The 26,425-nt window shown below is 69.2% G+C and carries 30 protein-coding genes; 15 read left to right on the top strand and 15 right to left on the bottom strand.

All coding sequences use genetic code 11. The annotated features are described in order from the left end of the window. Window positions 1-165: 165 nt before the first annotated feature. Both PIB44_RS02620 and PIB44_RS02615 read right to left on the bottom strand, forming a co-directional pair. Window positions 166-708: an FKBP-type peptidyl-prolyl cis-trans isomerase gene (locus PIB44_RS02620; protein ID WP_025976162.1), complete on the bottom strand. Its 543-nt coding sequence runs from the start codon at window positions 706-708 to the stop codon at window positions 166-168. Then, entirely contained in the window at window positions 689-1,891 is a 1,203-nt protein-coding gene (locus PIB44_RS02615) for a threonine ammonia-lyase (protein WP_134582235.1), read from the bottom strand. The genes PIB44_RS02620 and PIB44_RS02615 overlap by 20 nt, the downstream gene beginning before the upstream one ends. Before the next feature lie 151 nt (window positions 1,892-2,042). On the opposite strand from PIB44_RS02615, the gene PIB44_RS02610 reads away from it, so the two are divergent. From PIB44_RS02610 to PIB44_RS02595, 4 genes are all read left to right on the top strand, one after another. Then, a complete protein-coding gene (locus PIB44_RS02610; RefSeq protein WP_025976160.1) occupies window positions 2,043-2,579 on the top strand; it encodes a hypothetical protein in 537 nt (178 codons plus the stop codon). A gap of 101 nt (window positions 2,580-2,680) precedes the next feature. Next, entirely contained in the window at window positions 2,681-2,944 is a 264-nt protein-coding gene (locus PIB44_RS02605; protein WP_025976159.1) for a hypothetical protein, read from the top strand. A gap of 104 nt (window positions 2,945-3,048) precedes the next feature. After that, the gene (locus PIB44_RS02600; protein ID WP_278070310.1) at window positions 3,049-4,212 is read left to right on the top strand and encodes an ABC transporter substrate-binding protein; all 1,164 of its coding nucleotides are present in this window, start codon (window positions 3,049-3,051) and stop codon (window positions 4,210-4,212) included. Window positions 4,213-4,247: 35 nt separating this feature from the next. Next, window positions 4,248-5,318, top strand: a complete 1,071-nt coding sequence (locus tag PIB44_RS02595; protein ID WP_253122984.1) for a YncE family protein — start codon at window positions 4,248-4,250, stop codon at window positions 5,316-5,318. A 74-nt stretch (window positions 5,319-5,392) separates the two neighbouring features. Here the strand turns inward: PIB44_RS02595 and PIB44_RS02590 are convergent, their stop codons facing one another. Next, the gene (locus PIB44_RS02590; RefSeq protein WP_278070309.1) at window positions 5,393-6,181 is read right to left on the bottom strand and encodes an ABC transporter ATP-binding protein; all 789 of its coding nucleotides are present in this window, start codon (window positions 6,179-6,181) and stop codon (window positions 5,393-5,395) included. Beyond that, window positions 6,178-7,266, bottom strand: a complete 1,089-nt coding sequence (locus PIB44_RS02585) for a FecCD family ABC transporter permease (RefSeq protein WP_278070308.1) — start codon at window positions 7,264-7,266, stop codon at window positions 6,178-6,180. Before PIB44_RS02585 ends, PIB44_RS02590 begins: the two co-directional genes overlap by 4 nt. Window positions 7,267-7,326: 60 nt before the next feature. Here PIB44_RS02585 and PIB44_RS02580 point away from each other — a divergent pair, with 60 nt between their 5' ends. The 6 genes from PIB44_RS02580 (at window position 7,327) to truA (ending at window position 11,191) form a co-directional block, all read left to right on the top strand. Further along, the gene (locus PIB44_RS02580) at window positions 7,327-8,094 is read left to right on the top strand and encodes an alpha/beta hydrolase (protein WP_278070307.1); all 768 of its coding nucleotides are present in this window, start codon (window positions 7,327-7,329) and stop codon (window positions 8,092-8,094) included. Window positions 8,095-8,175: 81 nt separating this feature from the next. Continuing rightward, on the top strand, window positions 8,176-8,580 hold the full coding sequence (locus PIB44_RS02575; RefSeq protein WP_025976153.1) for an acyl-CoA thioesterase: 405 nt from the start codon (window positions 8,176-8,178) through the stop codon (window positions 8,578-8,580). 72 nt (window positions 8,581-8,652) lie between these two features. Next, window positions 8,653-9,225, top strand: coding sequence for a peptide deformylase (gene def / locus PIB44_RS02570; RefSeq protein ID WP_278070306.1), 573 nt, complete (start codon window positions 8,653-8,655; stop codon window positions 9,223-9,225). After that, a complete protein-coding gene (locus tag PIB44_RS02565) occupies window positions 9,225-9,440 on the top strand; it encodes a hypothetical protein (protein WP_025976151.1) in 216 nt (71 codons plus the stop codon). The genes def and PIB44_RS02565 overlap by 1 nt, the downstream gene beginning before the upstream one ends. Before the next feature lie 27 nt (window positions 9,441-9,467). Continuing rightward, window positions 9,468-10,442 (top strand): methionyl-tRNA formyltransferase, encoded by a 975-nt coding sequence (gene fmt / locus PIB44_RS02560; protein ID WP_278070305.1) that lies wholly within the window; start codon window positions 9,468-9,470, stop codon window positions 10,440-10,442. Further along, on the top strand, window positions 10,442-11,191 hold the full coding sequence (gene truA, locus PIB44_RS02555; protein ID WP_278070304.1) for a tRNA pseudouridine(38-40) synthase TruA: 750 nt from the start codon (window positions 10,442-10,444) through the stop codon (window positions 11,189-11,191). Before fmt ends, truA begins: the two co-directional genes overlap by 1 nt. A gap of 187 nt (window positions 11,192-11,378) precedes the next feature. Here truA and PIB44_RS02550 read toward each other — a convergent pair whose 3' ends face one another. Beyond that, the gene (locus PIB44_RS02550) at window positions 11,379-11,789 is read right to left on the bottom strand and encodes a YidB family protein (protein WP_278070303.1); all 411 of its coding nucleotides are present in this window, start codon (window positions 11,787-11,789) and stop codon (window positions 11,379-11,381) included. 98 nt (window positions 11,790-11,887) lie between these two features. After that, window positions 11,888-12,025, bottom strand: a complete 138-nt coding sequence (locus PIB44_RS02545; protein ID WP_003166208.1) for an entericidin A/B family lipoprotein — start codon at window positions 12,023-12,025, stop codon at window positions 11,888-11,890. A 96-nt stretch (window positions 12,026-12,121) separates the two neighbouring features. Here PIB44_RS02545 and PIB44_RS02540 point away from each other — a divergent pair, with 96 nt between their 5' ends. From PIB44_RS02540 to rplS, 4 genes are all read left to right on the top strand, one after another. Next, window positions 12,122-13,786 carry a thiamine pyrophosphate-binding protein gene (locus tag PIB44_RS02540; protein WP_278070302.1) on the top strand — a complete coding sequence of 555 codons (1,665 nt, stop codon included), beginning with the start codon at window positions 12,122-12,124 and terminating at the stop codon, window positions 13,784-13,786. A 99-nt stretch (window positions 13,787-13,885) separates the two neighbouring features. Then, the gene (locus PIB44_RS02535; RefSeq protein ID WP_278070301.1) at window positions 13,886-15,721 is read left to right on the top strand and encodes a DUF885 domain-containing protein; all 1,836 of its coding nucleotides are present in this window, start codon (window positions 13,886-13,888) and stop codon (window positions 15,719-15,721) included. A gap of 171 nt (window positions 15,722-15,892) precedes the next feature. Then, window positions 15,893-16,618, top strand: a complete 726-nt coding sequence (gene trmD, locus PIB44_RS02530; RefSeq protein ID WP_278070300.1) for a tRNA (guanosine(37)-N1)-methyltransferase TrmD — start codon at window positions 15,893-15,895, stop codon at window positions 16,616-16,618. 1 nt (window position 16,619) lies between these two features. Then, window positions 16,620-17,036, top strand: coding sequence for a 50S ribosomal protein L19 (rplS, locus tag PIB44_RS02525; protein ID WP_025976143.1), 417 nt, complete (start codon window positions 16,620-16,622; stop codon window positions 17,034-17,036). A gap of 175 nt (window positions 17,037-17,211) precedes the next feature. On the opposite strand, the gene PIB44_RS02520 is transcribed toward rplS, so the two are convergent. From PIB44_RS02520 to PIB44_RS02500, 5 genes are all read right to left on the bottom strand, one after another. Further along, a complete protein-coding gene (locus tag PIB44_RS02520; protein WP_253122960.1) occupies window positions 17,212-17,703 on the bottom strand; it encodes a PA2169 family four-helix-bundle protein in 492 nt (163 codons plus the stop codon). 71 nt (window positions 17,704-17,774) lie between these two features. Next, entirely contained in the window at window positions 17,775-18,617 is an 843-nt protein-coding gene (locus PIB44_RS02515; RefSeq protein ID WP_227157392.1) for a tryptophan 2,3-dioxygenase, read from the bottom strand. A gap of 66 nt (window positions 18,618-18,683) precedes the next feature. Beyond that, window positions 18,684-19,214: a CHAP domain-containing protein gene (locus tag PIB44_RS02510; RefSeq protein ID WP_025976140.1), complete on the bottom strand. Its 531-nt coding sequence runs from the start codon at window positions 19,212-19,214 to the stop codon at window positions 18,684-18,686. 32 nt (window positions 19,215-19,246) lie between these two features. Continuing rightward, window positions 19,247-20,380, bottom strand: a complete 1,134-nt coding sequence (locus tag PIB44_RS02505; protein WP_025976139.1) for an acyltransferase family protein — start codon at window positions 20,378-20,380, stop codon at window positions 19,247-19,249. Between the two features lie 82 nt (window positions 20,381-20,462). Then, entirely contained in the window at window positions 20,463-20,915 is a 453-nt protein-coding gene (locus PIB44_RS02500; protein WP_278070299.1) for a COG3650 family protein, read from the bottom strand. A 97-nt stretch (window positions 20,916-21,012) separates the two neighbouring features. Between PIB44_RS02500 and PIB44_RS02495 the strand changes: the two genes are divergently transcribed. After that, window positions 21,013-22,173 (top strand): DNA cytosine methyltransferase, encoded by a 1,161-nt coding sequence (locus PIB44_RS02495; RefSeq protein WP_278070298.1) that lies wholly within the window; start codon window positions 21,013-21,015, stop codon window positions 22,171-22,173. A gap of 4 nt (window positions 22,174-22,177) precedes the next feature. Here PIB44_RS02495 and PIB44_RS02490 read toward each other — a convergent pair whose 3' ends face one another. From PIB44_RS02490 to PIB44_RS02475, 4 genes are all read right to left on the bottom strand, one after another. Continuing rightward, the gene (locus tag PIB44_RS02490; protein ID WP_278070297.1) at window positions 22,178-22,486 is read right to left on the bottom strand and encodes a hypothetical protein; all 309 of its coding nucleotides are present in this window, start codon (window positions 22,484-22,486) and stop codon (window positions 22,178-22,180) included. Window positions 22,487-22,494: 8 nt separating this feature from the next. Beyond that, window positions 22,495-22,854: a YdbL family probable chaperone protein gene (locus PIB44_RS02485; protein ID WP_278070296.1), complete on the bottom strand. Its 360-nt coding sequence runs from the start codon at window positions 22,852-22,854 to the stop codon at window positions 22,495-22,497. 19 nt (window positions 22,855-22,873) lie between these two features. Next, window positions 22,874-23,062: a YnbE family lipoprotein gene (locus PIB44_RS02480; protein ID WP_025976134.1), complete on the bottom strand. Its 189-nt coding sequence runs from the start codon at window positions 23,060-23,062 to the stop codon at window positions 22,874-22,876. A gap of 88 nt (window positions 23,063-23,150) precedes the next feature. Then, a complete protein-coding gene (locus PIB44_RS02475) occupies window positions 23,151-26,345 on the bottom strand; it encodes an intermembrane phospholipid transport protein YdbH family protein (protein WP_278070295.1) in 3,195 nt (1,064 codons plus the stop codon). Window positions 26,346-26,425 lie beyond the last annotated feature (80 nt).

The raw sequence follows: 26,425 nt of genomic DNA, 5'->3' as shown, positions 1-26,425 counted from the left end.
AGGGAGAAGGTGGCTCGCGCAGCGAGACGGATGAGGGGTGTCGACGCGACATTCAGCAAGGATGCGGCGACGGCGTGATCAAACCTTTAGGCCGCCGCGATGACACCCCTCATCCGAGCGCCTTGCGGCGCCCACCTTCTCCCCCAAGAGGAGAAGGAAGACGCTTTACCCCATCGCCTGGCCGACGCCTCGGCCGCCGCCGGGCACGGGGGCCACGTCCAGCAGCTTGAGGCGGAACACCAGCACGGCGTTGCCGGGGATCATCGGCGGGCCGCCCATCTCGCCGTAGCCCAGCTCGGGCGGCAGGAAGAGGATCCACTCGTCGCCCGGTTTCATCATCTGCAGGGCCTCGGTCCAGCCGGGCACCACGCCTTCGGGCGAGAAGACCGCCGGGGCGCCGCGCTTGAACGAGCTGTCGAACACCGTGCCGTCCGTCAGCGTGCCCTCATAGTCGACCTTGACCAGGTCGTTGCGGTCGGGACTGACGCCGCCCGCCGGACCGGAGGCCACGACCTTGTACTGCAGGCCGGACGGCAGGGTCTTCACCCCCTCTTCGGAGGCGTTCTGCTTCATGAAGGCGGCGGATTCGGCGGCGTTCTTGGCCAGGTCCTCGGGCGCGGCGGCCGGGCGGCCGCAGGCGGCCAGAGCCAAAAGGGCGGTCGCGGCGAGGGCGGCGACGGCGGGGCGTTTAGCCCATGCGAAGTTCATAACCCTGGTCCTTCAAGGCGGCGCCGATTTCCTCGGCATGACGGGCGTCGCGGGTCTCGACCATGATGTCGAACTCGGCGCCCTTGGCGGGCACGTCCAGCGCCAGCCGGTTGTGCACGACGTCGATGATGTTGCCGCCCAGACCGCCGATCACGGCGGCCATGGCCGACAGCATGCCGGGGCGGTCGTCGCCCAGGATGCGATAGACGATCAGGCGTTTCTCGCGGACCATTTCGCGGTTCAGCACCACGGCCAGCATGCGCGCGTCGATATTGCCGCCGGTCAGTTCGACGCCGATCTTCATGCCCTTGAAGCGCTCGGGATTGGCCAGGATGGCTGCCAGGCCGCCGGCCCCGGCGCCCTCGGCCACTGTCTTCTCCAGCGTCGCCAGCAGGGCCACGCCCTTTTCGAAATCCGCCTCTTCGCAGACGAAGACCTCGTCAATCAGGCTGTCGGCCAGGGCGAAGGGGATCTCGCCCACCGCCTTGATGGCGATGCCTTCGGCGATGGTCTGGCCGCTGCATTTGGCCGGCTCGCCGCGACGCCGCGCGGTGAAGGAGGGATAGCGGGCCGCCTCGACGCCGAAGATCTTGATGTCCGGCTTGATCGCCTTGGCGGCGATGGCGCTGCCGGCGATCAGACCGCCGCCGCCGATGGGGATGATCAGGGCGTCCAGATCGGGCGCGTCCTCGACGAACTCCAGGCCGCAGACCCCCTGCCCCGCCACGATGCCTTCATCGTCGAAGGCCGAGACGAAGACGTAGCCGTGCTCGGCCTGGAGCCGCTTGGCCTCCTCGGTCGAGGCCGAGAAGTCGAGGCCGTGGATGACGACATTGGCGCCGTGGGCGCGGGTGCCGTCCACCTTCACGAAGGGCGTGCCCTCGGGCATGACGATGGTCACCGGCACGCCGAGGCGGCCGCCATGGTAGGCCAGGGCCTGGGCGTGGTTGCCGGCCGAGGCGGCGACGACGCCGCGCTTCTTCTCGTCCGGCGTCAGCTGCATCAGCCGGTTCAGGGCGCCGCGCTCCTTGAAGCTGCCGGTGAAGTGCAGATTGTCGAACTTGATCCAGATTTCGGCGCCGGTCAGTTGCGATAGGCGGCGGGAATAACGGACGGGCGTGCGGTCGACCTGGCCGGCGATGCGTTTTTGCGCCTCGCGGATGTCGTCGATGGTGACGGTCATGAAGTCCCTAAAACACTGTGGCCGGCCTCTGTCGTCCGGTCTGCTGCGCCTCTTGTGGAACAGGCTGCGGCGGCGGGCAACCTTGACTCACCCCTGCGACGGGGCTCATGCCGGAACACGCCTGATCGAGCAAAGCCGGAGCCCACACACGATGACCGACCGCCCCTCGAACGCGCGCCGCCCGCGCCGCATCGCCCTCGCCGCCGTCGCCCTCGCCGGCCTGACGCTGGCCGCCTGCGCCACCACGCCGATGGGCGGCGGGACCAGCGGCCCGGCCGTGTTCACGGCCGACGACTTCGCCTGGTCCGCCCGCGCCGGCCAAGGCTCGATCAACGGCCGCGTCGAATTCATTCAGGACGGCCGCGCCTTCCAGTGCGTCGGCAATGTCGGTCTGATCCCCGACACCCCCTACACCCGCGCGCGCATGCAGCGCCTGTACGGATCGACCGATCGCGCCGCCGTGCCGGCCGCCGTGGTGCGCGCCCGCTCCGCCGGCGAACAGGGCGCGGACTATCGGTCGTTCGAGCGCGCGGAAGCCTGCACCGACAACGGGTTCCGCTTTACCGGCCTGCCGGACGGCGGCTGGTTCCTGATCTCCCCGGTCAAGGCGGGAGACGAGATCGTGGTGGTGATGCGACGGGTCCAGACCCGCGGCGGACGCGCGATCAACGTCAACCTTGGCCATTGACAACGCAGGCGAATTACAAAATCCGACCGGCGTTCGCCATCCTTTGGCCTTATCGGGCCGCTCTCTGACTCGTCCGCTACAGGACAGTCGGGAGCGTATTCTTGTCCCAGCATAACATCGTGGGCTCCGAGGCCTTCAGCAATCGACAGTATGTGCTGATCACGCACGTCAGATCGAGCGGTTCCCGCCGCCGTCGCGCGCGCGCCATGACCGCCTATGTGGTGGTCGCGGTCCTAGCCCTGTCGGCGGGCGCCGCCGCGGCCGCCTTCGCCCTGGGGCCTTTCCTGGTGGGGACGCCGGCGAGCTCGGCTACGCCCGCGGCCGAGGCGCCTTCGCCCAGCCTGCCGACGCCGCCCGCCCCCTGATCCGAGCCCTCGCGCGGCGGACCCCGTGCGTCAGCATGCCCGATCAATGTGCTTGCAAGTGCGAGTGATTATTACTATCCCATCCATCTTGACGATGCATGGGAATGAGACGCTTGACGACCGGAGCTGCGACCCCATTGAAACCGGGCCGTCGCGCCCTTCTGCTGGGCGCGGCCGCCCTGTTAGCCGCCGGAACCGGCGCTTGCGCGCGGCGTGAGGAGGCCGCACCGTCGTCGCTGCTGACGGACCTGCGCGACCGACCCGTGGCGATCACCCCGCCGGTGACGAAGCTGTCGATCGACGACAGCCGTTTCCTGATCGCCCTGTCGCTGATCCACCCCGATCCGGTCAGCCTGCTGGCCGCCTGGGCCGGCGACGTGAACCGACTCAGCCCGGAAATCTACGCCGCCTATCTGGAGAAATCCCCGGCGCTGGCCAGCCTGCCCAAGACGCCCAGTTCGGCCGCCGCCTTCAACGTCGAGGCGGTGCTGGGCGCCCAGCCGCAGGTCGCCCTGGTGTCGCTGGATTCCGGACCGACCGACGCCCAGACGGCGCAGCTGGAGCAGGCGGGCGTGCGCGTCGCCTATATCGACTTCTTCCAGCACCCGTTCGAGAACCAGCCGCGCAGCCTGTCGCTGCTGGGCGCCATGATCGGCCGCGAGGAACAGGCCGAAGCCTACAACGCCTTCCGCGCGGCGAAGCTGAAAACCATCGCCGAGCGCGTCGCCGGGTTGACGGACGCGCAGAAGCCGACCGTCTTCCTTGAGGCCCACGCGGGCAACGGGCCGGACTGCTGCAACTCGGTCGGGGCCGGGAACATCGGCGACTATCTGACCTTCGTCGGCGCCCGCAACATCGGCGCCGAGGTGCTGAAACAGCCGTCCGGCAAGCTGAACCTGGAGTTCGTGGTCGAGCGCGATCCCGACATCTACATCGCCACCGGCGGCCCGCACCTGGAGAAGACCGGCGGCTTCGTCGTCGGCCCGAAATACGACGCCGAGACCTCGCGCGCCTCGCTGCGCCGCGGGGCCGGGCGGCGCGGCCTGTCGACCCTGAAGGCGGTGCGCGAGGGCAAGGTGCACGGCCTGTCGCACCAGCTGATCAACTCGCCCATCGACATCGTCGCCACAGAGGTGCTGGCCAAGTGGATCCAGCCCGAGCTGTTCGCCGATCTGGACCCGCGCGCGACGCTGGACGCGATCAACAAGGACTTCCTGGCCGTCCCCTATCGCGGGGACTACTGGACCGATCTGGTCCCCACTGCCTGATATTCCGCCGCCTGATTTCACCACGGAGAACCGCCATGACCACCCTGCGCCACGGCCTGATGACCGTCGCCGCCTTCGCCGCCCTGGCGATCGCGTCGACCGCCTCGGCCCAGACGATCGAGAAGACCGTCAAGGTCGCCCCCGGCGGCCTTTATGAGATCGTCTTCAACCCGGCCGACAACGACCTCTATGTCGCCGCCGTCGGCCCGCGCGGCGCCAATCAGGCCCAGATCGTTCGCCTGCAGGGCCAGAGCCTGGCGCCGGAGTCCTCGGTCGACGTCTCGGCCAATCCGCTCTACGGCCTGAACCTGAACACCCGCACGCAGGTCCTGTACGGCACCGACACCCGCGCGGGCGCGGTCACGGCCATCAACGCCCGCACGGGCGAAGTCATCTCCACCATTCGCAACGGCGACGAAGAAGGCGCTCACGTCCGCCAGGTCGTCGTCGATGAGGCGAACAACAAGGTCTACGTCAGCGTCGTCGGCGGCGAGGCGGGCGACGCCGCCAAGCCGAACCTGATCTGGGTCATCGACGGCGCGACCAACACGGTCGATCGCACCATCACCGCCACGGTCGGCGGCCTGACAGGCGCCGCCTTGGATCCGGCGACCAACCGCCTCTACGTCACGGGCATGACCAGCAACGAAGTCGCCGCCATCGACCTGGCTACCGGCGAGACGGTCGGCAAATGGCCGTCGCACGGCGACTCCGCCATCAACGTCGCCGTCGATTCCGAAGGCCGCCGCCTGTTCGTCGCCAACCAGAAGTCGGGCGAGCTGACGGTGCTGAACGCCGACACCGGCGCCCTGATCCACAAGGTCGCCACCGGCGCGGGCGCGTTGAGCGTCGCCTATAACGGCGCGGTCAAGCAGATCTACGTCGCCAACCGTCAGGCGGGCACGGTGACGGTGTTGGATTCCGACACCTATGCCGTGAAGGCGAACCTTGAGACCGGCACCTTCCCCCAGACGATCGCCATCGATCGCGCGACCAACGCCGTCTACGTCTCGAACAAGGCGCGCGGCCTGCCGCGCGGCGCCCCGGCCGGCACGCCGGTCCCGGTCGACCCGACCGGCGACGTGGTGACGCTGATCCGGCCCTGATCCTGATGTGAGCCCATAAGGAAAGGCCCGGCCGCAGAAGCAGCCGGGCCTTTTTGTCGGATGACGCTGACTGGTCAGCTCGTCAGCACGTCGTCGATCATCACCTGCAGCACGCCGCGATCGCAGCGCTGGACGCGGGCCGAGACGCGATAGACCTCGGCCAGGATGGCGGGCGTGACGGCTTCGTCGGGCGTCCCGAAGGCGACCAGCCGCCCCTTGGCCATGACGGCGATCCGGTCCGAGACGCGCGCCGCCGCCTGAAGATCGTGCAGCACGATCATCACCGTCATGCCCCGCTCGGCCGCCGCTTCACGCGCCAGGTCCAGCACGCGCAATTGATAGTGCAGGTCGAGCGCGCTGGTCGGTTCGTCCAGCAGCAGCAGGCGCGGCTCGCGCGCCAGGGCCTGGGCCAGGCCCGCCAGCTGCTTCTGGCCGCCAGACAGCCGGTCCAGCCGCTGCCCGGCCAGAGCCTCGGCGCCGATGCGTTGCAGCACCTCATAGGCGCGCTCGACCGCCTGTTGGTCGGTGAAGCTGGCGCCGCCCAGCGGCGTGGCGCGGATCGAGGCGACCACCGTCTCCAGCACGCTCAGGGCCACGCCCTGCGGCAGGGTCTGGGGCATGTAGGTGACGCGCTTGGCCCGATCGGCCAGCGACAGGCCGGTCAGCTCGGCGTCATCCAGCCGGATCGCCCCTTTGGCCGGGATCAGCCCGGCGAGGGCCCGCAGGAAGGTGCTTTTGCCCGCGCCGTTCGGGCCGACCACGGACACCACCTCGCCGGGGCTGAGCGGCGGCAGGCTGAGGTCCTCGACGATGGGACGGCCGCCATAGCCGGCGCTGAGGTTCTGGATGTCCAGCCCGCTCATGCCCGTCCTCCGTTGCGGAAGATCAGCACCAGGAAGACCGGCACCCCGATCACGGCGGTGACGATGCCGACCGGCATCAGCACGCCGGGCACGATGATCTTGGACGCCGCCGAGGCCAACGACATGATGACGGCCCCCGACAGGATGCTGGCGGGCAGGAAGAAGCGGTGATCCTCGCCCACCAGCAGGCGGGCGATGTGCGGCCCGACCAGACCGATGAAGCCGATGGCGCCGACGAAGGCCACGGCCGTCGCCGACAGCAGGCTGACCCGCAGCAGGGACAGGAAGCGCAGGCGCTTCACGTCGACGCCAAAGCTCATGGCCCGGTCCTCGCCGAGGCGAAGCGCCGTCAGGCCGCGCGAGGACAGCAGGGAAAAGGGCGCCACAGCCGCCAGCACCACGCCCAGCGCCCCGACATTGCCCCAGGTGGCGCGCGACAGCGAGCCCATGGTCCAGAACACCAGCTGCTGCAGCGCCTCGGCCGAGGACAGGAACTGCACCAGCGCCGTCAGGGCGTTGAAGGCGAAGACCAGGGCGATGCCGAACAGGACGATGTTCTCGACGCCTGAGCCCTTCATCCGCGCCAGGGCCTGAAGCGCCAGCACCGAGCCGAAAGCGAAGACGAAGGCGTTCAGCGGCACCAGCCAGTCGGCGCCGATGAAGCTGGCCCCCACCCCAAGCACGATGGCCAGGGAGGCGCCGAAGGAGGCGGCCGAGGACACGCCCAGCGTAAAGGGGCTGGCCAGCGGATTGTTCAGCACCGTCTGCATCTCGGCCCCGGCCAGAGCCAGTGCGGCGCCGACCATCATCGCCATCAGGGCGTAGGGCAGGCGCACCTGCCAGACGATGGCCTGCTGGGCCGTCGACAGGCTGGACGGGTCGAACACGCCCTGAAGCACCGTCAGAGGCGACATCGACGACGGCCCGGTCACCACGTCCAGCAGCAGGCTGCACAGGGCCAGAGCCGCCAGCCCGCCGATGGCCAGGAACCGTAAGCGCACGTCGCGCCCATAGGCCGCGATCGCGTCGGGCGTGGCGCTGGAGGCCGCCTTGGACGCGACAGGTTCGAGACTCGCCAACAGCACACTCCATTCAGCGACTGCGTCGCAATACATCTCGGGGCCGAGATGGGCTAGGGTGAAGCCATGGATTCCGCCGCTTGCGTCTTTTCGCCCTCCGCGCCGCCCCTGTCCGGCGGTTGCCGCGCCCTGAGCCTGGCCGCCGAGAGCGACGCGCCCGGCCTGACCCTGTGGCTGAGCGCGCCCGACGGCGAGCCGCCGGCTGAGGGTTGGCCCCTGCTGATCGTGTTGGAGGGCGAGGCCTATTTCACGGCGGCCGCCGAGTGCGCGCGCCGCCTGGCCCGCCGCCCGCAAAAGACGCGCGTGGGGCCGATGATGGTGATGGGCGTGGCCCTGGCCCCCGGCGCCGAGCGTGTGGGGGCCTTCGCCTTTACGCCTGGCCCCGACAGGGGCGACGGCGCGCCTGCCCCGCGCGGCGCCGGCCTGCTGCGCCGACTGGTCGATGATGTCCTGCCGCTGGCGGTCCAGCATGGCGCCGACCCGACGCGCGCCGTTCTGATGGGCCACTCCATGTCCGGCCAGTTCGTGCTGGAGGCGCGCGCCCGCTCGGCGCCCTTCGCCCGCTTCGCCGCCCTCAGCCCGTCGATCTGGTGGAACCCCGCCGTCATCGACGCCCAGCCGTCGCAGGCCCAAAGCGAACTGTTCCTGGCCGTCGGCGCGCAGGAGGAGGCGCCCGGCCTGCCCGGCCCGCATCTGGCGCGGCGCATGGTCTCCAACCTGCGCGATCTGGCGGGGGCCGCCGGCGCGGCCCTGTCCATCCTGGCCGACGAGGATCACGGCTCGACGCCGTTCGCCAGCCTGCCCGCCATCCTGAGATTCGCCGCGCGTTGGTGAGCCTGGCCGCACGGAACTTGCGCCTTGAAGCCCAAGGGCGCATGAAATCCGCCCTCCCCTTCGCCTGATCGAGAAATCGCCGTGTCCGACGAAAAGCCCATCGCCACCCTGCCTGAAGGCCAGCCCGTCGGCCGCGTCATCGCCATGCCGGCCGACACCAATCCCGAGGGCGACATCTTCGGCGGCTGGCTGCTGGCGCAGATGGACCTGGCCGGAGCGACCCCGGCGTTCGAGCGCGCGGGCGGCCGCTGCGCCACCGTGGCGCTGGACGGCATGGTGTTCCACCAGCCGGTGTCGGTCGGCGACGAGGTGTCCACCTACGCCAAGATCATCCGCGTCGGCCGCACCTCGATCCGCGTGCATGTCGAGGCCTGGAAGCGGGCGCGCGGCCAGGCCGAGGCCCTGTCGGTCCGCGTGACCGAGGGCGTCTTCACCTATGTGGCCATCGACCAGGACCGCAAACCGCGCGAAGTGCCGCCCGCCTGAGGACGGCTGGAAGTCCCAGCGCGACAGTCGGAAATTCTTGACGTTCGGGGGCGGCGGCCCTACCTCCCCCGCATGGCCATTCGTCGCATCCTGACTATCGATAACGCCGCCGATCTGGCGATCCTGAAGACCGTCGCCGCGCCCGTCGAGGGCGGGGTGACCGACGCCGTGCGCGCCCTGATGGATGACATGCTGGAGACGATGTACGACGCGCCCGGCATCGGCCTGGCCGCGCCGCAGATCGGCGAGCTGACCCGCGTGGTCGTCATGGACCTGGGCGACAAGCCCGTCGAAGGCGCCTCCGACGAGCCGCAGACCGAGGAAGAGGCGCTGGAGCGCCGCAACCCGCGCTTCTTCGTCAACCCCGAGATCCTGTGGGCGTCCGAGGAGATGTTCTCCTACGAGGAAGGCTGCCTGTCGGTGCCGACCTATTTCGACTCGGTCGAGCGTCCGGCCCGCGTGCGCGTCCGCTATCTGAACTATCAGGGCGAGACGATCGAGGAAGAGATCGAGGGCCTCTACGCCGTCTGCTTCCAGCATGAACTGGATCACCTGAACGGCGTCCTGTTCATCGACCACCTGTCGCGCCTGCGTCGCGACCGCGCGGTCGCCAAGGTCAAGAAACAAGCGAGGTTGGCCGCCTGATGTCCCGCAAGACCCGCATCATCGATCAGAGAGAGCGTCGCCGTCTGACCCGCAACGAAAAGGTCGGCGTCGCCAGCCTGGCGACCCTGGTGGCGGTCGCCGCCGTCGGCGTGGTGGCGGGCCTGATCGTCGACCGTCTGCTCGATTTCGACGACGCGCTGGACGCGGGCGGCGAGTGGGACGAAGGCGGCGGCGTCTATACCCGCTGGATGTAATCGGCCCCACGGTCTAAAGGCCTGCCCATGCGCCTAGCCTTCATGGGAACCCCCGACTTCGCCGTGCCGTCGCTGGCCGAGCTGATCGCCTCGGGGCACGAGATCGTCGCCGTCTATTCGCAACCGCCGCGCCCCAAGGGCCGGGGCCAGAAGCTGACGCCGTCGCCGGTTCACGCCTTCGCCGAGGCCATGGGCCTGCCGGTCTTCACGCCCGAAAGCATGAAGGCCCCTGAAGCCATCGACACCTTCAAGAGCCTGGACCTCGACGCCGCCTGCGTCGTCGCCTACGGCCAGATCCTGAAGGCGGAGGTGCTGGATGCGCCGCGCCTGGGCTGCTTCAACCTGCACGGCTCGCTGCTCCCGCGCTGGCGCGGGGCCGCCCCGATCCAGCGCGCCATCATGGCCGGGGATCGCCAGACCGGCGCCCAGATCATGCGGATGAGCGAGGGCCTGGACGAAGGCGCCATCATCCTGTCGGAACTGATGGACATCTACGCCGACGACACGGCCGCCAGCCTCGGCGACCGCATGGCTCACGTCGGCGCCGCCCTGTGGCCGCGCGCCCTGGCCGCCATCGAACGCGGCGGCTTCACCGAGACGCAGCAGGCAGGCGAGCCGACCTATGCCAAGAAGATCACTTCGGCCGAAGCCCGCATCGACTGGACCCGCCCGGCGGCCGAGGTGGACGCCCACATCCGCGGGCTGTCGCCCTTCCCCGGCGCCTGGTTCGAGGTCGAGGCCGACGGCGAGCCGGTCCGCATCAAGGCCCTGATGTCGGCTCTGGCCGACGGCGAAGGCCCGGCCGGTCAGGTGCTGGACGACGCCCTGACGGTCGCCTGCGGAACCGGCGCGGTGCGCCTGACCCGCGTGCAGCGTCCGGGCAAGGCCGCGCAATCGGCCGAGGAAATGCTGCGCGGCTTTCCCCTCCCCGCCGGAACCGTGCTGGACGGGGCGCGTCGGGTCGAGAAGGCGGAGCCTTCTGAGCGCGGCCCCCAAGGATAATGCCCCGGTATCGGTTCACGGTCGAATACGACGGCTCCGCTTACAACGGCTTTCAGGCTCAGACCGACCAGCCGACCGTCCAGGGCGCTATTGAGACGGCGATTACGGCCTTCAGCGGTCAGAGCGTGCGCATCGCCGCCGCCGGGCGCACCGACACGGGCGTCCACGCCACGGGCCAGACCTGCCATGTCGATCTGGACAAGGAGTGGCCGGCGCAGACGGTGATGAACGCCCTGAACGCCCATCTGGTGAAGGAAGCGGTCGCGGTTCTGGACTGCACGCCCGTCAGCGACGACTGGCACGCGCGCTTCACCGCGACCGGGCGTAAATACCTGTATCGCGTCCTGAACCGGCCCGGCCGCCCGGCGCTGGACCGGGGCCGGGTCTGGCACGTCAAGAAGCCGCTGGACGTCGAGGCCATGCACGCGGCGGCGCAACATCTGATCGGCCAGCACGACTTCACCACCTTCCGCGACGCCGCCTGTCAGGCGGCCAGTCCGACCAAAACGCTGGACGTGGCCCGCGTCGCACGCGTCGGCGAAGAGGTGCATCTGGTGTTCGAGGCGCGCAGCTTCCTGCATCGGCAGGTGCGCTCGATGGCGGGCAGCCTCGTCGAAGTGGGCCTGGGCCGCTGGAGCCCCGCCGACCTGGCCGAAGCCCTGGCGGCCAGGGACCGCGCGCGCTGCGGTCCGGTGGCGCCGTCAGATGGGCTATATCTGACGGGCGTCACCTATGAGACGGAAGCCTGACGCCTCGCCCCTGCTCGCCGTCATCCTCGGGCTTGACCCGAGGATCGAGCCGTCGGCTCTGCAGCGGCATGTAGAGGCCCCGCAACTGTCGCCCTAGCCGGCCACCGTCGAGCAGGCGGAAAGTCCGATCCTCGGGTCAAGCCCGAGGATGACGGAGAGAAAAAGGGCAGCTTTTGGCGTCTCGCCTTTAACGCTTGAACAGACCGCCCAGGGCGCCGCTGAGGCCGCCCGGCAGGTTGTTCAGAAGACCGCCCAGCATGTCGTCAGCGCCGGCGGCCGTGCCGTCCGGCGTCAGGCGGTCGATGACCTGGGGCAGGACGGCGGCCAGCGTCGCGCTGGCCTGTTCCGGCGAGACGCCCAGCTTTTTGGCGAAGTCGGCGATGGGGCCGGAGCCGATCACGGCGGCGATCTGCTCGGCGCTGATCGGGGCGTTGCCGCCCTTGCCGACCCACGAGGCCGCCACATCGCCCAGCCCCTTCTGGCCGAACTTTTCCGTCAGGCCCGACACCCCGCCCTGGCTTTTCAGCAGATCGGCCACGCCCCCAGCCGCGCCGTCGCCCAGACCGCCCAGGATATTGTCCAGAAGTCCCATGCTCATTCCTCCGATTGAGGCGTCACGTTAGTCGGTTTTTCTGACCCGTTCGCCGCCGGAAGGTAAAACATGGCGCCGGGCGCCAGCGGGCGCCAGCGGGCGCCTCAGCTCTTGGCGCGTTCCGAGCCCGAGGTGACGGCCTGACCGGCGGCCGAAAGGTCGCGGCCGATGCCCGACACCGTGTTGCAGGCGGCGGTGGTCAGGGCGGCGGCGATGACGCCCAGAACGATGAGCTTGCGCATGATGAAATCCCCGTAGAACGATAGAGCGCTTCAACGTGAAGCTTGGCCGTAAGGTTGCATGGCCAACATATCCTCCGATCTGCTAACGGCCAAAGCATGACGCAAGCTTCTGACACCGCCGCCCGCCGTCTGGTCGAAACCCTGGTGATGAACGGGGTCGACAAGGTCTTCTGCGTGCCGGGCGAGAGCTATCTGGCCGTGCTCGACGCCCTGGCCGACGTGCGCGACAAGATCGAGGTCATCGTCTGCCGCCACGAGGCGGGCGCCGCCAACATGGCAGAGGCCTACGGCAAGCTGACCGGCCGTCCCGGCGTCTGCATGGTCACGCGCGGGCCGGGCGCGACCCACGCCAGCATCGGCGTGCACACGGCGCATCAGGATTCGACGCCCATGATCCTGTTCGTCGGCCAGATCGCCCTGACCGACCGGGGCCGCGGCGCCTTCCAGGAGGTCGACTATCGCGAGGTCTTCGGCGGCCTGGCCAAGTGGGCGACCGAGATCGAAAGCCCGCAGCGCACGGTGGAGGTCGTGGAGCGCGCCTTCGCCGTCGCCCAGCAGGGCCGCATGGGCCCGGTCGTCGTCGCCCTGCCCGAGGACATCCTGCACGAAAACGGCGGCCCGGCGCCCGTCCGTCCGGTCATGCCCGCCAAGGCCGCGCTGGACCCGGCCTTCGTCGAACAGGTGCGCGAGCGCCTGAGCCAAGCCGAGCGTCCCCTGCTGATCCTCGGCGGCTCGGGCTGGAGCGATGAAGCGACCGACGCGATTTCCGGCTGGGCCGAGCGTCTGGGGCTGCCGGTCGCCCTGTCCTTCCGCCGCAAGGACCTGATCCGCAACGATCACCCCGGCTATGCGGGCGACCTGGGCCTGGGGCCCAACCCCAAGCTGGTGGCGCGGGTCAAGGAGGCCGACCTGCTGCTGGTGATCGGCGCCCGCATGGGCGAGAATCCGACGCAGGGCTACACCCTGCTGGAACGCACGAAGACGGCGCAGACCCTGGTGCACATCCATCCGGGTCCGGAGGAGCTGGGCCGCGTCTGGGCCCCCGCCCTGTCGGCGGCGGCGGACAACGCGCTGGCCGCCCTGGCCCTGTCGGCCATAGAGCCGGGGCGGACCTGGCGCGATCAGGGCGCGGCGGCCCACGCCGACTTCCTCGCCTTCTCCTCGCCCATCGAGGTGAACAGCGCCGTCAACATGAGCGAGGTTATCGCCCATCTGGCCGAGGCCCTGCCCGAGGACGCCATCATCACCAACGGCGCAGGCAATTTCGCCGCCTGGCTGCACCGCTTCCACCGCCATCAGGCCCGCCGCACCCAGCTGGCCCCGACTTCGGGCGCCATGGGCTACGGCTATCCGGCGGCGCTGGGGGCCAAGGCGGTCGATCCGTCGCGCGAGGTCGTCTGCATCGCCGGCGACGGCGACTTCATGATGAGCGCCAATGAGATGGCCACCGCAGCCCAATACGGCCTCGGCGTCGTCGTGGTCGTCGTCGACAACGGCACCTTCGGCACCATCCGCATGCACCAGGAGCGGGAATACCCGGCCCGCGTCATCGCCACCGAGCTGAAGAACCCCGACTTCGTGAAGTTCGCCGAGGCCTTCGGCGCCTTCGCCGTGCGCTGCGAGGCGACCGGCGACTTCCCGGCGGCTCTGGCGGCGGCGCGCGAGGCGGCGGCGGGCGGGCGCCCGGCGCTGATTCACCTGATCACCGACGCCGAACAGATCGCCCCGGGACGGACGATCACGCAACTTCGCGGCGCCTGAACCCTCTCTCGGCGGAAGAGGGCGACCCCTTAGCGGCTTGCGTCCCGCCACGCTTCGCGAAAGAGTGCGCCCCTTATTGTACCGAGGGGGGTCTTTCTCATGCGTCGTCTTCTGATTTCATCCGTCGCCGTCCTGGCGCTCTGCGCCGCGGCGCCCGCCGTCATGGCGCAGGCGGCGCCCGCCGCTGCGCCCGCTGAGGCCCAAAGCGAGGACGCGCGGCTCAACGCCTTCTTCGAACAGGCCTTCGAGGCGCGCGTGGCGCTGAGCCCCCAGCGCATGACCTCGCTGGGCCGCAAGACCGACTACGACAAGCTGGACGACGTCTCCGACGCCGCCGCCGAACGCTCGCTGGCGTTGCAGGAAGCCCAGCTGGCGCAGATGAAGGCCCAGTTCGATCCGGCCAAGCTGAGCGAGCAGAGCCGCCTGTCCTGGCGCCTGTTCGAGCACGGGGTGCAGCAGGCGCGCCTGTCGAACCAGTGGCGCGACTGGGGCTTCCAGTTCGCCGCCAACGGCAATCCGACCACGGGCCTGCCGGTGTTCCTGATCAACAACCACCGCATCTCAAGCGTTGCGGACGCCGAGGCCTATGTCGCCCGCCTGAACGCCGCCGAGCGCTACATGGGCCAGGTCGCCGACACCCTGACCGCGCGCGCCGCCAAGGGCGTGGTCTCGCCGCGCTTCGTGTTCGCGCCGTCGATCGACAACACCCGCGCGGTGATCGCCGGCGCCCCGTTCGACGGCGGCGCCGACAACCCGGTCTGGGCCGACTTCCAGAAGAAGATCGCCGCCCTGGACGCCGATCAGGCGACCAAGGACCGGCTGCTGGCCTCGGCGCGCACGGCCCTGACCGGCCCTTACAAGCGCGGCTTCGACACCGTCCTGACCGCGCTGGACCAGGTGCGGACCCAGGCCGACAGCGACGCGGGCGTGTGGCGCCTGCCGCAGGGCGAGGCCTATTACAACGCGCGCCTGCAGCTCTCCACCACCACCGACCTGACCGCCGACCAGATCCACCAGATCGGACTGGACGAGGTCGCCCGCATCCAGCGCGACATGGAGACGATCAAGACCCAGGTCGGCTTCACCGGCACGCTGCAGGACTTCTTCGCCTTCCTGAAGACCGACCCGCAGTTCCAGTATCCGAATACGCCGGAGGGCAAGGAAGCCTATCTGACCGACGCCCGCGCCTTCGTGGCCCAGGTCATGGCCGTGGCGCCGCAGTGGTTCTCCAACCTGCCCGAGGCCCCGCTGGAGGTCCGCGCGGTCGAGCCGTTCCGTGAGGCGACGGCCTCCATCGCCTTCTACAACTCGCCCGCGCCGGACGGCTCGCGCCCCGGCATCTACTACGTTAACCTGTCCGACATGACCCAGGTGCTGAAGCCCCAGATCGAGGGCATCAGCTATCACGAGGGCGCGCCGGGCCACCACTTCCAGATCGCCTATGCGCAGGAGATGGAGCACCTGCCCAGCTTCCGTCGCTTCGGCGGCTACGGCGCCTATTCCGAAGGCTGGGGCCTGTATTCCGAGCGCCTGGGCAAGGAGATGGGCTTCTATCAGGACCCCTACTCCGACTTCGGCCGCCTCTCGACCGAGCTGTGGCGCGCGGTGCGTCTGGTGACCGACACCGGCCTGCACGCCAAGCGCTGGAGCCGCGAGGAGGCGATGGACTACTTCCGCCACAACTCCCTGCTGTCCGAGCGCGACATCCAGAAGGAGGTCGAGCGCTACATCACCAATCCCGGCCAGGCGACCAGCTACAAGATCGGCGAGCTGAAGATCGAGGAGCTGCGCGCCAAGGCCGAGGCCGCGCTGGGCGACAAGTTCGACATCAAGGACTTCCACACGGTGGTCTTGGGCTCGGGCGCCGTGCCGCTGGACGTGCTGGGCGACCTGGTCGACGCCTGGATCGCCAAGGGCGGCGGCCAGCCGGCCTAAGTCTTCCTTCTCCCCGCCGGGGGAGAAGGTGGGCGCCGGAGGCGCTCGGATGAGGGGGAGGTTTCAGCGCACGCGCGGCTAACGTCTCGCCTTCATCCGCCCGCCCCCTCATCCGTCATGCTGACGCATGACACCTTCTCCCCCGAGGGGAGAAGGGCTAGGAGGCTGCCCATGCCCTTTACCGCCACCGTCCTGACCATGTTCCCCGAGGCCTTTCCTGGACCGCTGGGGGTGTCGCTGATCGGCACCGCCTGGCGCGAGAAGGGGCTGTGGGACCTGCAGGCGCTGGACATTCGCGCGTTTTCCGAAGATAAGCGCGGCTTCCTGGACGACACCCCTGCGGGTGGCGGTCCCGGTCAGGTGCTGAAAGCGGACGTGGTGGCCAGGGCTCTCGACAGCCTGGAAGGCCCGCCTAGGCCGCTTTTGTACATGAGCGCACGCGGTCGACCCCTGACGCAGGCGCGGGTGACGGAATGGGCCAAGGCCGACGGCATCGTCGTGCTGTGCGGCCGTTTCGAGGGGGTGGACCAGCGGGTGCTCGACGCCCGGGGGTTCGAGGAGGTCTCCGTCGGGGACGCGGTGCTCGCCGGCGGCGAGGCGGCGGCCATGGTGGCGATCGAGGCGTGCGTCCGGTTGGTTCCGGGGGTTCTGGGTGCGGCGGAAAGCCTGTCCACCGAGAGCTTCGAGGACGACCTGCTTGAACATCCGCAGTACACCAGGCCGCGGACGTTCGAGGGCCACGACATCCCGGAAGTCCTGTTGTCAGGCGATCACAAGAAGATCGCCAAATGGCGCCAGGAGCAAAGGGAAGCGACGACGCGGGAGCGGCGCCCGGATCTCTGGGAGCGGCATCTCGCCAACTTACAGGTAAAGAGCAAACAAGCTCCGGAGAAATGACATGAACATCGTCCAGCAGCTCGCTGCCGAAGAAAAAGCCCGCCTGCTCGAAGGCAAGACCATCCCCGACTTCCAGCCGGGCGACACCCTGCGCGTCAACGTGCGCATCAAGGAAGGCGAGCGCGAACGCATCCAGGCGTTCGAAGGCGTCTGCATCGCCCGTGACGGCGGCGGCGTGAACGAGACCTTCACGGTCCGCAAGATTTCGTTTGGTGAAGGCGTGGAGCGTCGCTTCCCGATCCTGTCGCCGAACGTCGACTCCATCGAAGTGAAGCGTCGCGGCGTCGTCCGTCGCGCCAAGCTGTATTACCTGCGCGACCGTCGCGGCAAGTCGGCCCGGATCGCCGAGCGCCAGACGGCCCGCAAGGTCGCCGTCCCGGCCACCGGAACGGTCGAAAAGGCGGGCGACGAGGCCTGATTTCAGGCTTCGGCTTCGCGCTGAAGATCAAAAGCCCCGGCGGAAACGCCGGGGCTTTTTTAGTGCTCTTCTTTGAGGGCGCTACCGCTCGCCGCGCGGCGGCTCGCTGCTTGAGCTGGTTTGGTGCGCTCCCGCTCGCCGCCCGGCGGCTCGCTGCTTGAGCGGGTGGAGTGCGCTAGCGCTCGCCGCTCGGCGGCTCGCTGCTTGAGCGCGGGCCGACGCCCGCGAGGCTGTGCTTCAACGCGCTGAGCTGATCAGAGCCCGCGCAGACCTCGCCATAGGCGCGGCGTATGCTTTCCTTGGTCGTGGCCGACAGGGCCTCGTCCGCCAGGGCCCGCTCGAACCGGCTTTTCAACTGATCCTCGCCGCGTTCGACCGTGTCGATCATTGAGACCTCGTTGCGCAGCAGGGCGTGGCTGATGTCGCTGAAGGCGCGCTGGGCCTTGGACAGGATGGACCGATCCTCCTCCGGCGATCCGCCGCGCTCGCGCACAGCCGCCTTGAGCTCTTCGGCCACGCGGCGGCGCTCGGACGCCCGCCCTTCGAACCAGTCGCGATAGGCCTCGCCGGGCGCGTTGACCGCGCCCTCATGATAGCCCTGGGCGCTGTCGATCAGCCCCTCGACCAGACCGTTGAGGACCTTGATGTCGTGACTGTTGCCGCTCATCGGAAACCTCCCTTGGCCGTTTCACAGGTTCAATCCCTGCCAGCAGCGAAGGTTGCCGACCTGCCCGCGCTCTACAGCTTGGTGCGCAGAGACCAGAGTTCCGGGAAGCAGCGGCGCTTCAGGGTCTCGACCAGGTAACCCACGCCGTCGGTGCCGCCCGTGCCCTGGCGGCGGCCGATGATGCGCTCGACCGTGACCACGTGCTTATGCCGCCACGTCAGCAGGGCGTCGTCCAGATCGACCAGCTTCTCGGCCAGTTGGTACAGGGGCCACCAGCGCTCGGTGTCGCGATAGACCTCCAGCCAGGCGGCCTCGACGCCCTCGTTCGCCTCATAGGACTGGCTGACGTCGCGGTTCAGCACCGCGTCGGGCACCGGCAGGCCCGCCTTGGCCAGCTGGAGCAAGGCGTCGTCATAAAGGCTGGGCGATTCCAGCGCCGCCTTCAGCGCCGCATGGGCAGCCGGGCGCTCGGCGTGGAAGCGCAGGAAGCGGGGGTCCTTCAGACCCAGCATGGTCTCCAGACGGCGGAACTGATCGCTCTGGAAGCCCGAGCTGGCGCCCAGGTCGCCGCGGAACTTCAGGTAGTCGGCGGGCGTCATGGTGGCCAGGATGTCCCAGCTCTGGGTCATCACCGACTGGATTCGGCTGACGCGGGCCAGGCTCTTGTAGGCGGGCACCAGATCGCCGGCGCGCACCAGCGTCTGCGCCAGGGCCACCTCGTGCAGGATCTGCTTGAGCCACAGTTCCTTGGTCTGGTGGATGATGACGAACAGCATCTCGTCATGCTGGTCGGAGCGCGGCTTCTGGGCGGACAGGATGTCGTCAAGCGCCAGATAGCCGGCGTAGGTCACGCCCTGCGGCTCGTGCTTAGCCGTCTCGATAGCGTGTCCGCGAATGTCGTTTGCGTCGGTCATGAGCCAGCTATCGCCCGATCAGCCGGGCGGGGCCAGACCCTTTTTCAACGCGGCCGCGCCCTGGCCTTAGTTGGCGGCGCGGTCGTCGGCGACGGCGTTGGCGGCCATCTGGCGGCCGTTGGCGAAGGCGTCGCGGGCGCCGTTATAGATGAAGCCGTAGGTCGGATAGACGGTGGTGCCCAGATCATTGATCGGGTTGTACCAGACCTTCACCCGGCTCCAGTCGCCCGAGGAGGAGACGTCGACGACGGTGACGTTCTCTTCGACCTTGCCGCGGCTGCCGCCCCAGTTGGCGTGGGTGACGCGGATCACGCGGTCGGTCAGGACGTCGGAGACGACGGCGACGTGGCCGGCGCTCATGCGGCCGTGGGGCTGGAACACCAGCACCGAGCCGGTCTCAGGCGCATCGCCGGTGCGGAACTTGCTGACGGCCTGACGCCACCAGGTCCAGGCGTCGCCGAAAATCTGAATCCCCGAGAACATGCGCGCGAAGGTCACGCACTGCCAATAGGGGTCGCCGGCTTGGGCGGGGGTGGTGCTGAAGGCGAAGAACCCAAGGGTCGCCGCAAGGGCGGCGGCTGTGAGCCGTTTCATCATCTGGCGTGCTCCCGACTGAACGCGGACAAGCCTTAGACGATAGGATCAGAATGTTGAAGAACTGTTTCCGACTGTTTCCCCTGTCGATCCACAGATGATCGACGCCGTTTCGCCCATCCGCGCAGGAAACTGCGGGCCGGGCGCTCGATCAGCCGATGAACAATCGCAGCGGCGACAATCAGTCCCGCGATGATCGCCAGCCACAACGCCAGCGGAAGCTGCTTGTCTTCCGCTCCGATCAGACGCGCCACCACATTGACCGCCAGTATCTGCCACGGGGCGCACAGCATATAGACGGCGTAACTGATCTCGCCGAGATAGACAGCGGGCGCCGAGCCCAGAACGCCCGCCTTGCTCGCCGGAATGCTGGCCAGGGCCAGGATCAGAAGACCGCCCGACAGGACAGTGATCCCGTCCCAGCTCAACAGGGCGGCGCTGAACGCCATCACGACCGCCGCTGCCGCAGCCAGCAAGCCCGCGCGCGGCAGGGGCGCGCGGCGATAGACCAGATAAAGGGCGCAGCCGTAGGCGAAGCAGGGCACGATCCGCAGCGCCCCCCATTTGAACGTCGCCTCGGTCAGGCGATAGCCGGCGACGCGCTCGAACCCGACATAGAGGGCGGCCAGCAACAGGGCCGCCGCCCCCGTCGCCACCCACGGCCGATCACGCAGCTTCCATGCGGCGGCGGCGAAAATGGGGAAGGTCAGATAGGCGAACCACTCGGCCGAGATCGACCAGGACGGATGGTTCCAGCCCGCCTCGCCGGCGAAGCCCCAGGCGTGGACCATCAACAGATTGGGCAGCAGGGTCTTCCAGCTGAGGATGCCGGAATCGATCGCCATGCCCGCCGCCGTCGCCGCCAGGCCCAGGGCCATGACGCCGAACAGGGTGAATAGGTGCAGCGGATAGATGCGGGCGATGCGCGCCCACAGGAAGCTTCTGTAGCCGAACCGCTTCTCGCCGAAGGCCTGCAGATAGACGTGGCTGAGGATGAAGCCCGACAGGACGAAGAACAGTTCGACGCCCAGATAGCCCTTGGCCGCCAGGGCGGGCATGCCGCCGACCGCCAGGTTCGGCCACATCAGATAGACCACGACCCACAGGGCCGCGAGGAACCTGAGCGAAGTCAGGGGACGGATGTCGATCGGCGTCGCTGCGGGCGTCATGGGACCATCCTGGTCGGTGAACCGACCGGGGACAGCCCGGCCGCGCTGAGGGGATCAGTGCAAGCCCGGCGCCAGCTTGACCTTATTCTACGCGGCCGCTCTCGCCCGCGCGCTCGATCGCGGCGACGGCGGCGGCGCAGCCGGTCAGGGTCTCGCCGCCGATCTCGACCTTGGCGGTCAGCGGATAGGTGCGGTCGCTCATGCCGTCCGAGCAGTCGGTCGCCGTCAGGGTGACGGTCAGATCGGCGCCCGCTTCAGTCTTGGTCGTCCAGCTGACGAGATTGCCCTGAAGCGTCGGGCCGGGGTTCGCGGCCTTCTGCTCCGGCCGGTCGACGCCGGAATAGGTCAGACCCTGCGGCGTGATCTCCACGGCCCAGAAGGGCTCGGTTCCCAGCACGCGCACCGGCTGGTCCAGATCGACTCCCGCCAGGACGCGCGACTCGGCCTTGGCGGCTTCCGGCGCCTTTTGGGCCGGTTGGGAGCAGGCGGCGAGGACCAGCGACAGGGCGGCGGTTGACAGGAATACGGCGCGCATGGGCGATCCTTTCTGAGCTTCGTCGGCCAAGGTCAGGCTTTGCCGCCGCCTCGTCAAGACAGGCGCCAAAGCGGCGCGGCTGGGTTAATGTGGCCCCATGCCGATTCGTCCCGCACCCGCCACAGACTCAGGCGCCGCCTTCACGGCCTGCGAGTTCTTTGCGGGCGGCGGGCTGGCGGGGCTGGGGCTGCATCTGGACGGCGCCGGTTTCCGCACCGTCCTGGCCAACGACATCGACGCGGCCAAGGCGCGCGCCTTTCGCGCCAACCACCCGGACACGCCGCTGATCCACGGCGACGTCTGGGCGGTGACGCCCGATCAAGTGCCCGGCGCGCCGGACCTGTGCTGGGCCTCCTCGCCGTGTCAGGACGTCAGTCTGGCCGGCGCGCGCGGAGGTCTGAAGGCGCAGCGGTCGGGCGCCTTCTGGGGCTTCTGGAAGCTGATGCAGGGGCTGGACGCCGAGGGCCGCGCGCCCCGCGTCATCGTGCTGGAGAACGTCGTCGGCCTGCTGACCTCGGGCGAGGGCCAGGACTTCGCCGCCGTGTGCGGGGCCATGGTCGAGGCGGGCTATACGGTCGGGGCGCTGGAGCTGGACGCGGAACTGTGGCTGCCCCAGTCGCGGCCGCGCCTGTTCATCATCGCCATGCGGGGGGTCGAGGGGCCGCGCCTGAAAGGCCCCGCCCTGCCCTTCCATTCGCCGCGCCTGACCGCCGCCTGGGCGCGGCTGCCCGCGCCCCTGAAGGCGAACTGGGCCTGGTGGCGGCTGGAGACGCCGCCGCGCCGCAACCTTGATCTGGCGGCGGTGCTGGAGCCGGACGTTCCCTGTTTCGACGAGGCGGAGGCGCAGACCCTGCTGGCCATGCTGTCGCCGCTGCACCGGGCGCGGCTGGAGGCGTTTCAGGCCTCGGGCGAACGGCGGGTCGGCGCCGCCTTCCGCCGGGTGCGGACCAAGGACGGGCGAAAGCTGCAACGGCTGGAGCTGCGCTTCGACGGGCTGGCGGGCTGTCTGCGCACGCCGTCGGGCGGGTCATCGCGACAGTATGTGGTCATCGTGGACGGGGGCCGGGTCGCCCTGCGCCGCCTGACCGGGCGCGAGGCGGCGCGGCTGATGGGGGTGGACGAGGCCTATCGCCTGCCTGCCAGCGAAAGCGCGGCGCTGAAGCTGATGGGCGACGCCGTGGCCGTGCCGGTGGTGGCGGCGCTGACGCGCGGCCTGTTCCTGCCCGCCCTGACCGACAGCGCCGAAGCGGCGGCCTGAGCGGTCAATAATAGAGGTCTTCGTCCTTGCGGTCCTCGGAGCCTTCGATGCCGGGGTCCAGATGGTTATCGACCCGATCGTCCCAGCCGTCGCGATCCGAGCGGAAGGCCAGGGCCATCAGCCCCCAGGCGAGGCCGACCGTGCCCAGCACGCCCAGCCCCATGGCGATCCAGCCGTGCAGGCTCATCTGGCCGCCGCCGATCAGACGCCAATAGGCCGCCAGCCCAAGCGTGCTGACGGCCGAGATGGAGACGGCGAGAACCAGCGACCGCAGAAGCCGGACCAGTCGCCCGCCTCTAAAGGTCGTGGTCATAGCTCAGCTCAGCGCTGGACCCACTGGCCCTGGGCGTTCTTGTACCACTGGCCCGAGCTGATGCGCGGCAGCAGCTGGGTTTCGAACATCCGGGCGCCGGCTACATCGGCGGTGGTGCCCGCCTCGGAAGCGCTGCGGGCGTAGGCCTGGCGGCGGCCGGCGTTGGTCGCGCTGATGGCGGCCTGGGTGTCGCCGTCGACCGAAGTGCGCACGCCGACATAGCCGTCGGCCTGTTCGCCCGCCGCGCCGGCGGCCTTGGCCCGGTCGACCAGAGCCTTCTGCGAAGCGGTCTGGGCCATGGCGGCCCCGGCGGCGACACCCAGGGCGGCCACTGCGGCCACGGCCACGAAGAGTTTGCGGTTCGTCATGTCAAAGCCCCCTTTCGTATCAGAACAGGTTGGGGTTTTCGCGGAGCAGGTTCTGCAGTTCCTGATCCAGCTTGATGCGGATATCGGCGTCCAGCTTGGCGTAGATTTGCAGCGGCTCGCTGAACTTGATGTTCACCGTAGGCGCGCATGCGGCCAGGCTGACGGCGCTAAGGCCAAGCATGGCGACGATCTGACGCTTGCTGATCATGGGGCCGATCTCCGAAGGCGGCGTTGGAAGTCACCGCCATCTAACGCTGCGGCGAGTGAACGGGTTCTGAACAAAGCGAAGCCGGCGATCAAGGCTGCTCATCCGTCGTCAGGACGGGCGCTTCGCCGCGCCGAGCATATTCCAGCAGATCCGAGACGATCTGGTTGGCGTTCCACGTCGTGTCGAGCGTCAGGTCGATGGGCGTGTCGGACGGCAGATTCAGCTTCTTGTTCATGAAGTCGCGGCGAATTAGCTCCATGAAGGTCAGCCGCAGTTGCTCGCGCTGGGGCGGATCATGGCGGCCGTTGATGCGGAAGCGCACGCCCAGGCGCCCCTCGTCCAGACTGTTGACTTCGGCCGTCAGGTCGCTGATCGCCAGGTCCTGCATGGCCTGATAGGCCAGATCCTGCATGGTGTTGGGCGGCAGGTCGGCCGAGTTGGCCCCGCCGCCGGCGGCCAGATCGTCGAACACCTCCGGCTGGATCGACAGACGGCCGGGCCGCACCCCGTTCAGCACGCCGCCGACGATGCGCCAGCCCGCCTTGGGGTCATAGGTGAAGGGCAGACGGCCGGACACCACGGCGTCCAGCTCCGCCTTGTCCTGAAGATTGGCGCTCTTCAGCAGCTCGTTCAGCTGCACGCCCTCGACCACGATCACCCCGCCCCAGCCCTCGCCCGGCGTCAGCGGCAGGGACAGGGGCTCGACGCTGATGCGCCCGCCCGCCGCCTGGATCCGCCCGCCGCCGATGGTCAGGGCTTTTTCGTCAAGGCCGAACGTCAGCTGGAAATCGGTCAGCGGCGTCACCGTCTGCACCCGATCGGCGGTCAGCGTCTGATCGGGCGCGGTGATCAGGGGCGTCAGACTGGTGAACTCCACCCGCCCCTTCAGGCCCTGAACCTTGCCCGCCGGGCTGGTGAAATCCAGATCCGGCACGGTCAGGACGCCGGAACTGGTCGCCCCCTCGGCAGTCCAGTCGAACCGCCCCTCGAACCCGGCCGAGCCCTCGACCGGCGACTTTACATAGTCCGCCACCAACGGGCTGAGATCGGCCGGCTGTAGGCCGTGCTCGGTGAAGGTCAGGTTGGGCGCGGCAATCGCCGCCCCGCCCGCCTGAAGGCGCCCGTCGTGGCGCAGGTCGATGCGACCGACCTCATGGCCCAGCCGGGTGAGATCGAAACCGGCGGTCCAGACCTCACCGGCCAACTGAGCCTCGCCCTTGGCCTGAAGCGGCAGGAAGCGAGCCGGGTCGGCGACGTCGGAAACCTGGGCCTTGGAGATCGCGGCCCGCATCGACAGCCCCTTGGCGGCGCCGTCGACGGCCAGGCGGCCTTCCGCCTGCGAAAACCGCATCTCCAGAAACGGCGCCGTGGCCTGCACGTCCGCGAGGCGGCCGCGCGCGCGCCAGGCCCCGCCCTGGGCCGTGATCAGCGGCTCGTCGCCAGGACAGATCCGGCCCGAGATCGCCTCGACCGAGTTCTCGCCCAGGTCCAGCTTGCCGACCGTCAGCGGGATGCAGTCGTGAGCGGTGTAGGTCAGCCGCCCGCCCGACGAAGCCAGTTCGCCCTGGGTGCTGAAGGCGATGTCGCGCGCCGGGCCGAAGTCCAGCCCGGCCCGTCCCTTGAGGCGCGCCGCAAAGCCGCCGCGGGTCAGACGCCACTCGATCCCTTCAAAGCGAGCGTCGGGCAGGCCGCCGCCGCGCGTGGAGGTCAGGCTCAGAGCCCCGCCCCCGCTTGCGCCCTCGCCCGAGGCGAACAGGGGCTTATGATGCGCCTCCAGCCGCAGCTCGCCGCCGTTGGCCGGGCGCGCCGTGATCGGCTGGGGAAGCGTCAGCTCCAGTCCGGCGTTGTCGCTGGACAGGCGGATATGCGGAGCGTTCAGGGCGAAGTCGCCCAGCCCACGCTTCAAGGCGGCCATTTCCGGCAGGTCGTCCGCCGTCGCCGCCCCCAGCGAGGTCACGGCGGCATGATCGGCCTTCAGGGCGCCCTGAACATCGATCCGGGTCACCGCGTCGCGCACGATGTCCAGATTCAGCGCGCCGCTGGCGCCGCGCAGGCTGAAGTCCTTGGCCCGCACGGATCGCGCCTGCAGCGCCACCGGCCCCTGCACCTCCAGCGCGTCGCCATGGCCGCCCGCGCGCACGCTGGCCGAGCTCAGGCTCAGGCCCTCCAGCCGCGTCTCGCCTGCGCGGCCCGCCCCGACGTTGAGGCGCGCGCGCGTCGTCACCGACCAGCGCGCCTTGTCGGCCTCCACGCCCCCGGCGACCGCCACTTCGGCGTCCGTCAGACCAAGATCCAGCGCGCGCGCCTGAAGCCCCTCGGCCGTAACCGAGCCCGCCGTGGTCGCCAAGCGGCCCTTGCCCTTGAGATCATATCGATTGATCCAGCCCGCGACCTGACCATCGAAGGCCAGGTCGGCGTTGACGGCGCGGCTGTTGACGCCGGCCCCGCCGGCTGCATCCGCAGTGAACCGGCCGGTCAGGGCGACGCGCCCGTCGCCGCGCCGCGTCTTCATGTCCGGATAAGGCAGGTCGCCCTTCAGATGCAGGACCGCGCCCTCGCCGCTCGCCCGATCCTGGGCCGCAAAGCGTTCGGCCTGAAGATCAAGCTGGATCGCCAGCCGGTCGCCGGTCGTCGTCGCCTCGATCACGCCGCCCAGACCGCGCGCCTCGATCCCGCCGCTCTTGAGCGAGGCGGCCGGCATCCGGCCCGACAACCGCATCAGCTTTCCGTTGTCGATGCGCGCGTCGGCCAGCAGATTGACCGGGCCGTATTCCGTGTCGATACGCGCCTGGCCGCGCTCGACGATGACCAGGGGCGCGCGCGAATCCGGCTTGGGCGGCTTGCCGGTGAACTCTTCGACCAGAGGGTCCAGACTGCCCAGCGACAGCTTGCCGTCCTTCCACGCCGCGCGGACGATCGGCCGCACCAGCCGCACCCGACTGGGCGTCACCCCAAGCCCGGCCTTCGACCAGGGCAAGCCCAGGGCGTAATCGACCTCGACCCGCTCGACTTTGAAGTCCGGGTTCTTGGGATCGCCGATGGAGATTTTGCCGACGAAACCGTTGACCTCCAGCCGCTCGACCTCGACGTCGGCGTCGACGCCCTTGCGCTCCAGCCAGCCGACCAGCAGTTCGCGCGCCGCCGCCCGGCGGTTCAGATAAAGCGCCGCCGCCAGCACGAGCAGCACCATCAAGGCGACCCCGACGCCCTTCATCAGGGTCCGCACAGCGGAAGGCTTGCGAGGTCGCTCGCGCGGCGAGGAAGGATCGGCGTCTTCGGTCAAGGTCGCGGAACGATCATCATCTAACGGTTGAAGGCGACAACGCCACAAAATGCGCCACGATGACAGTCGTTGCCTTGCGA

Origin of the sequence: Brevundimonas sanguinis (genome assembly GCF_029636725.1) — a bacterium.
In the GTDB taxonomy this organism is placed as follows: domain Bacteria; phylum Pseudomonadota; class Alphaproteobacteria; order Caulobacterales; family Caulobacteraceae; genus Brevundimonas; species Brevundimonas sanguinis.
The sequence above is the reverse complement of the archived record's forward strand: the minus strand, read 5'-3'. Positions and strand labels throughout refer to the sequence as shown.

Coding starts and splice junctions, on each gene's coding strand:
- PIB44_RS02495 (WP_278070298.1), top strand. CDS start 21,013: ATGCCGATTCGTCCCGCACCCGCCACAGACTCAGGCGCCGCCTTCACG.
- trmD (WP_278070300.1), top strand. CDS start 15,893: ATGCCCTTTACCGCCACCGTCCTGACCATGTTCCCCGAGGCCTTTCCT.
- PIB44_RS02485 (WP_278070296.1), bottom strand. CDS start 22,854: ATGACGAACCGCAAACTCTTCGTGGCCGTGGCCGCAGTGGCCGCCCTG.
- PIB44_RS02550 (WP_278070303.1), bottom strand. CDS start 11,789: ATGAGCATGGGACTTCTGGACAATATCCTGGGCGGTCTGGGCGACGGC.
- PIB44_RS02510 (WP_025976140.1), bottom strand. CDS start 19,214: ATGATGAAACGGCTCACAGCCGCCGCCCTTGCGGCGACCCTTGGGTTC.
- PIB44_RS02490 (WP_278070297.1), bottom strand. CDS start 22,486: ATGACCACGACCTTTAGAGGCGGGCGACTGGTCCGGCTTCTGCGGTCG.
- PIB44_RS02500 (WP_278070299.1), bottom strand. CDS start 20,915: ATGCGCGCCGTATTCCTGTCAACCGCCGCCCTGTCGCTGGTCCTCGCC.
- PIB44_RS02590 (WP_278070309.1), bottom strand. CDS start 6,181: ATGAGCGGGCTGGACATCCAGAACCTCAGCGCCGGCTATGGCGGCCGT.
- PIB44_RS02545 (WP_003166208.1), bottom strand. CDS start 12,025: ATGCGCAAGCTCATCGTTCTGGGCGTCATCGCCGCCGCCCTGACCACC.
- PIB44_RS02520 (WP_253122960.1), bottom strand. CDS start 17,703: ATGAGCGGCAACAGTCACGACATCAAGGTCCTCAACGGTCTGGTCGAG.
- PIB44_RS02535 (WP_278070301.1), top strand. CDS start 13,886: ATGCGTCGTCTTCTGATTTCATCCGTCGCCGTCCTGGCGCTCTGCGCC.
- truA (WP_278070304.1), top strand. CDS start 10,442: ATGCCCCGGTATCGGTTCACGGTCGAATACGACGGCTCCGCTTACAAC.
- PIB44_RS02515 (WP_227157392.1), bottom strand. CDS start 18,617: ATGACCGACGCAAACGACATTCGCGGACACGCTATCGAGACGGCTAAG.
- PIB44_RS02610 (WP_025976160.1), top strand. CDS start 2,043: ATGACCGACCGCCCCTCGAACGCGCGCCGCCCGCGCCGCATCGCCCTC.
- def (WP_278070306.1), top strand. CDS start 8,653: ATGGCCATTCGTCGCATCCTGACTATCGATAACGCCGCCGATCTGGCG.
- PIB44_RS02540 (WP_278070302.1), top strand. CDS start 12,122: ATGACGCAAGCTTCTGACACCGCCGCCCGCCGTCTGGTCGAAACCCTG.
- rplS (WP_025976143.1), top strand. CDS start 16,620: ATGAACATCGTCCAGCAGCTCGCTGCCGAAGAAAAAGCCCGCCTGCTC.
- fmt (WP_278070305.1), top strand. CDS start 9,468: ATGCGCCTAGCCTTCATGGGAACCCCCGACTTCGCCGTGCCGTCGCTG.
- PIB44_RS02480 (WP_025976134.1), bottom strand. CDS start 23,062: ATGATCAGCAAGCGTCAGATCGTCGCCATGCTTGGCCTTAGCGCCGTC.
- PIB44_RS02580 (WP_278070307.1), top strand. CDS start 7,327: ATGGATTCCGCCGCTTGCGTCTTTTCGCCCTCCGCGCCGCCCCTGTCC.
- PIB44_RS02615 (WP_134582235.1), bottom strand. CDS start 1,891: ATGACCGTCACCATCGACGACATCCGCGAGGCGCAAAAACGCATCGCC.
- PIB44_RS02565 (WP_025976151.1), top strand. CDS start 9,225: ATGTCCCGCAAGACCCGCATCATCGATCAGAGAGAGCGTCGCCGTCTG.
- PIB44_RS02620 (WP_025976162.1), bottom strand. CDS start 708: ATGAACTTCGCATGGGCTAAACGCCCCGCCGTCGCCGCCCTCGCCGCG.
- PIB44_RS02505 (WP_025976139.1), bottom strand. CDS start 20,380: ATGACGCCCGCAGCGACGCCGATCGACATCCGTCCCCTGACTTCGCTC.
- PIB44_RS02595 (WP_253122984.1), top strand. CDS start 4,248: ATGACCACCCTGCGCCACGGCCTGATGACCGTCGCCGCCTTCGCCGCC.
- PIB44_RS02600 (WP_278070310.1), top strand. CDS start 3,049: ATGAGACGCTTGACGACCGGAGCTGCGACCCCATTGAAACCGGGCCGT.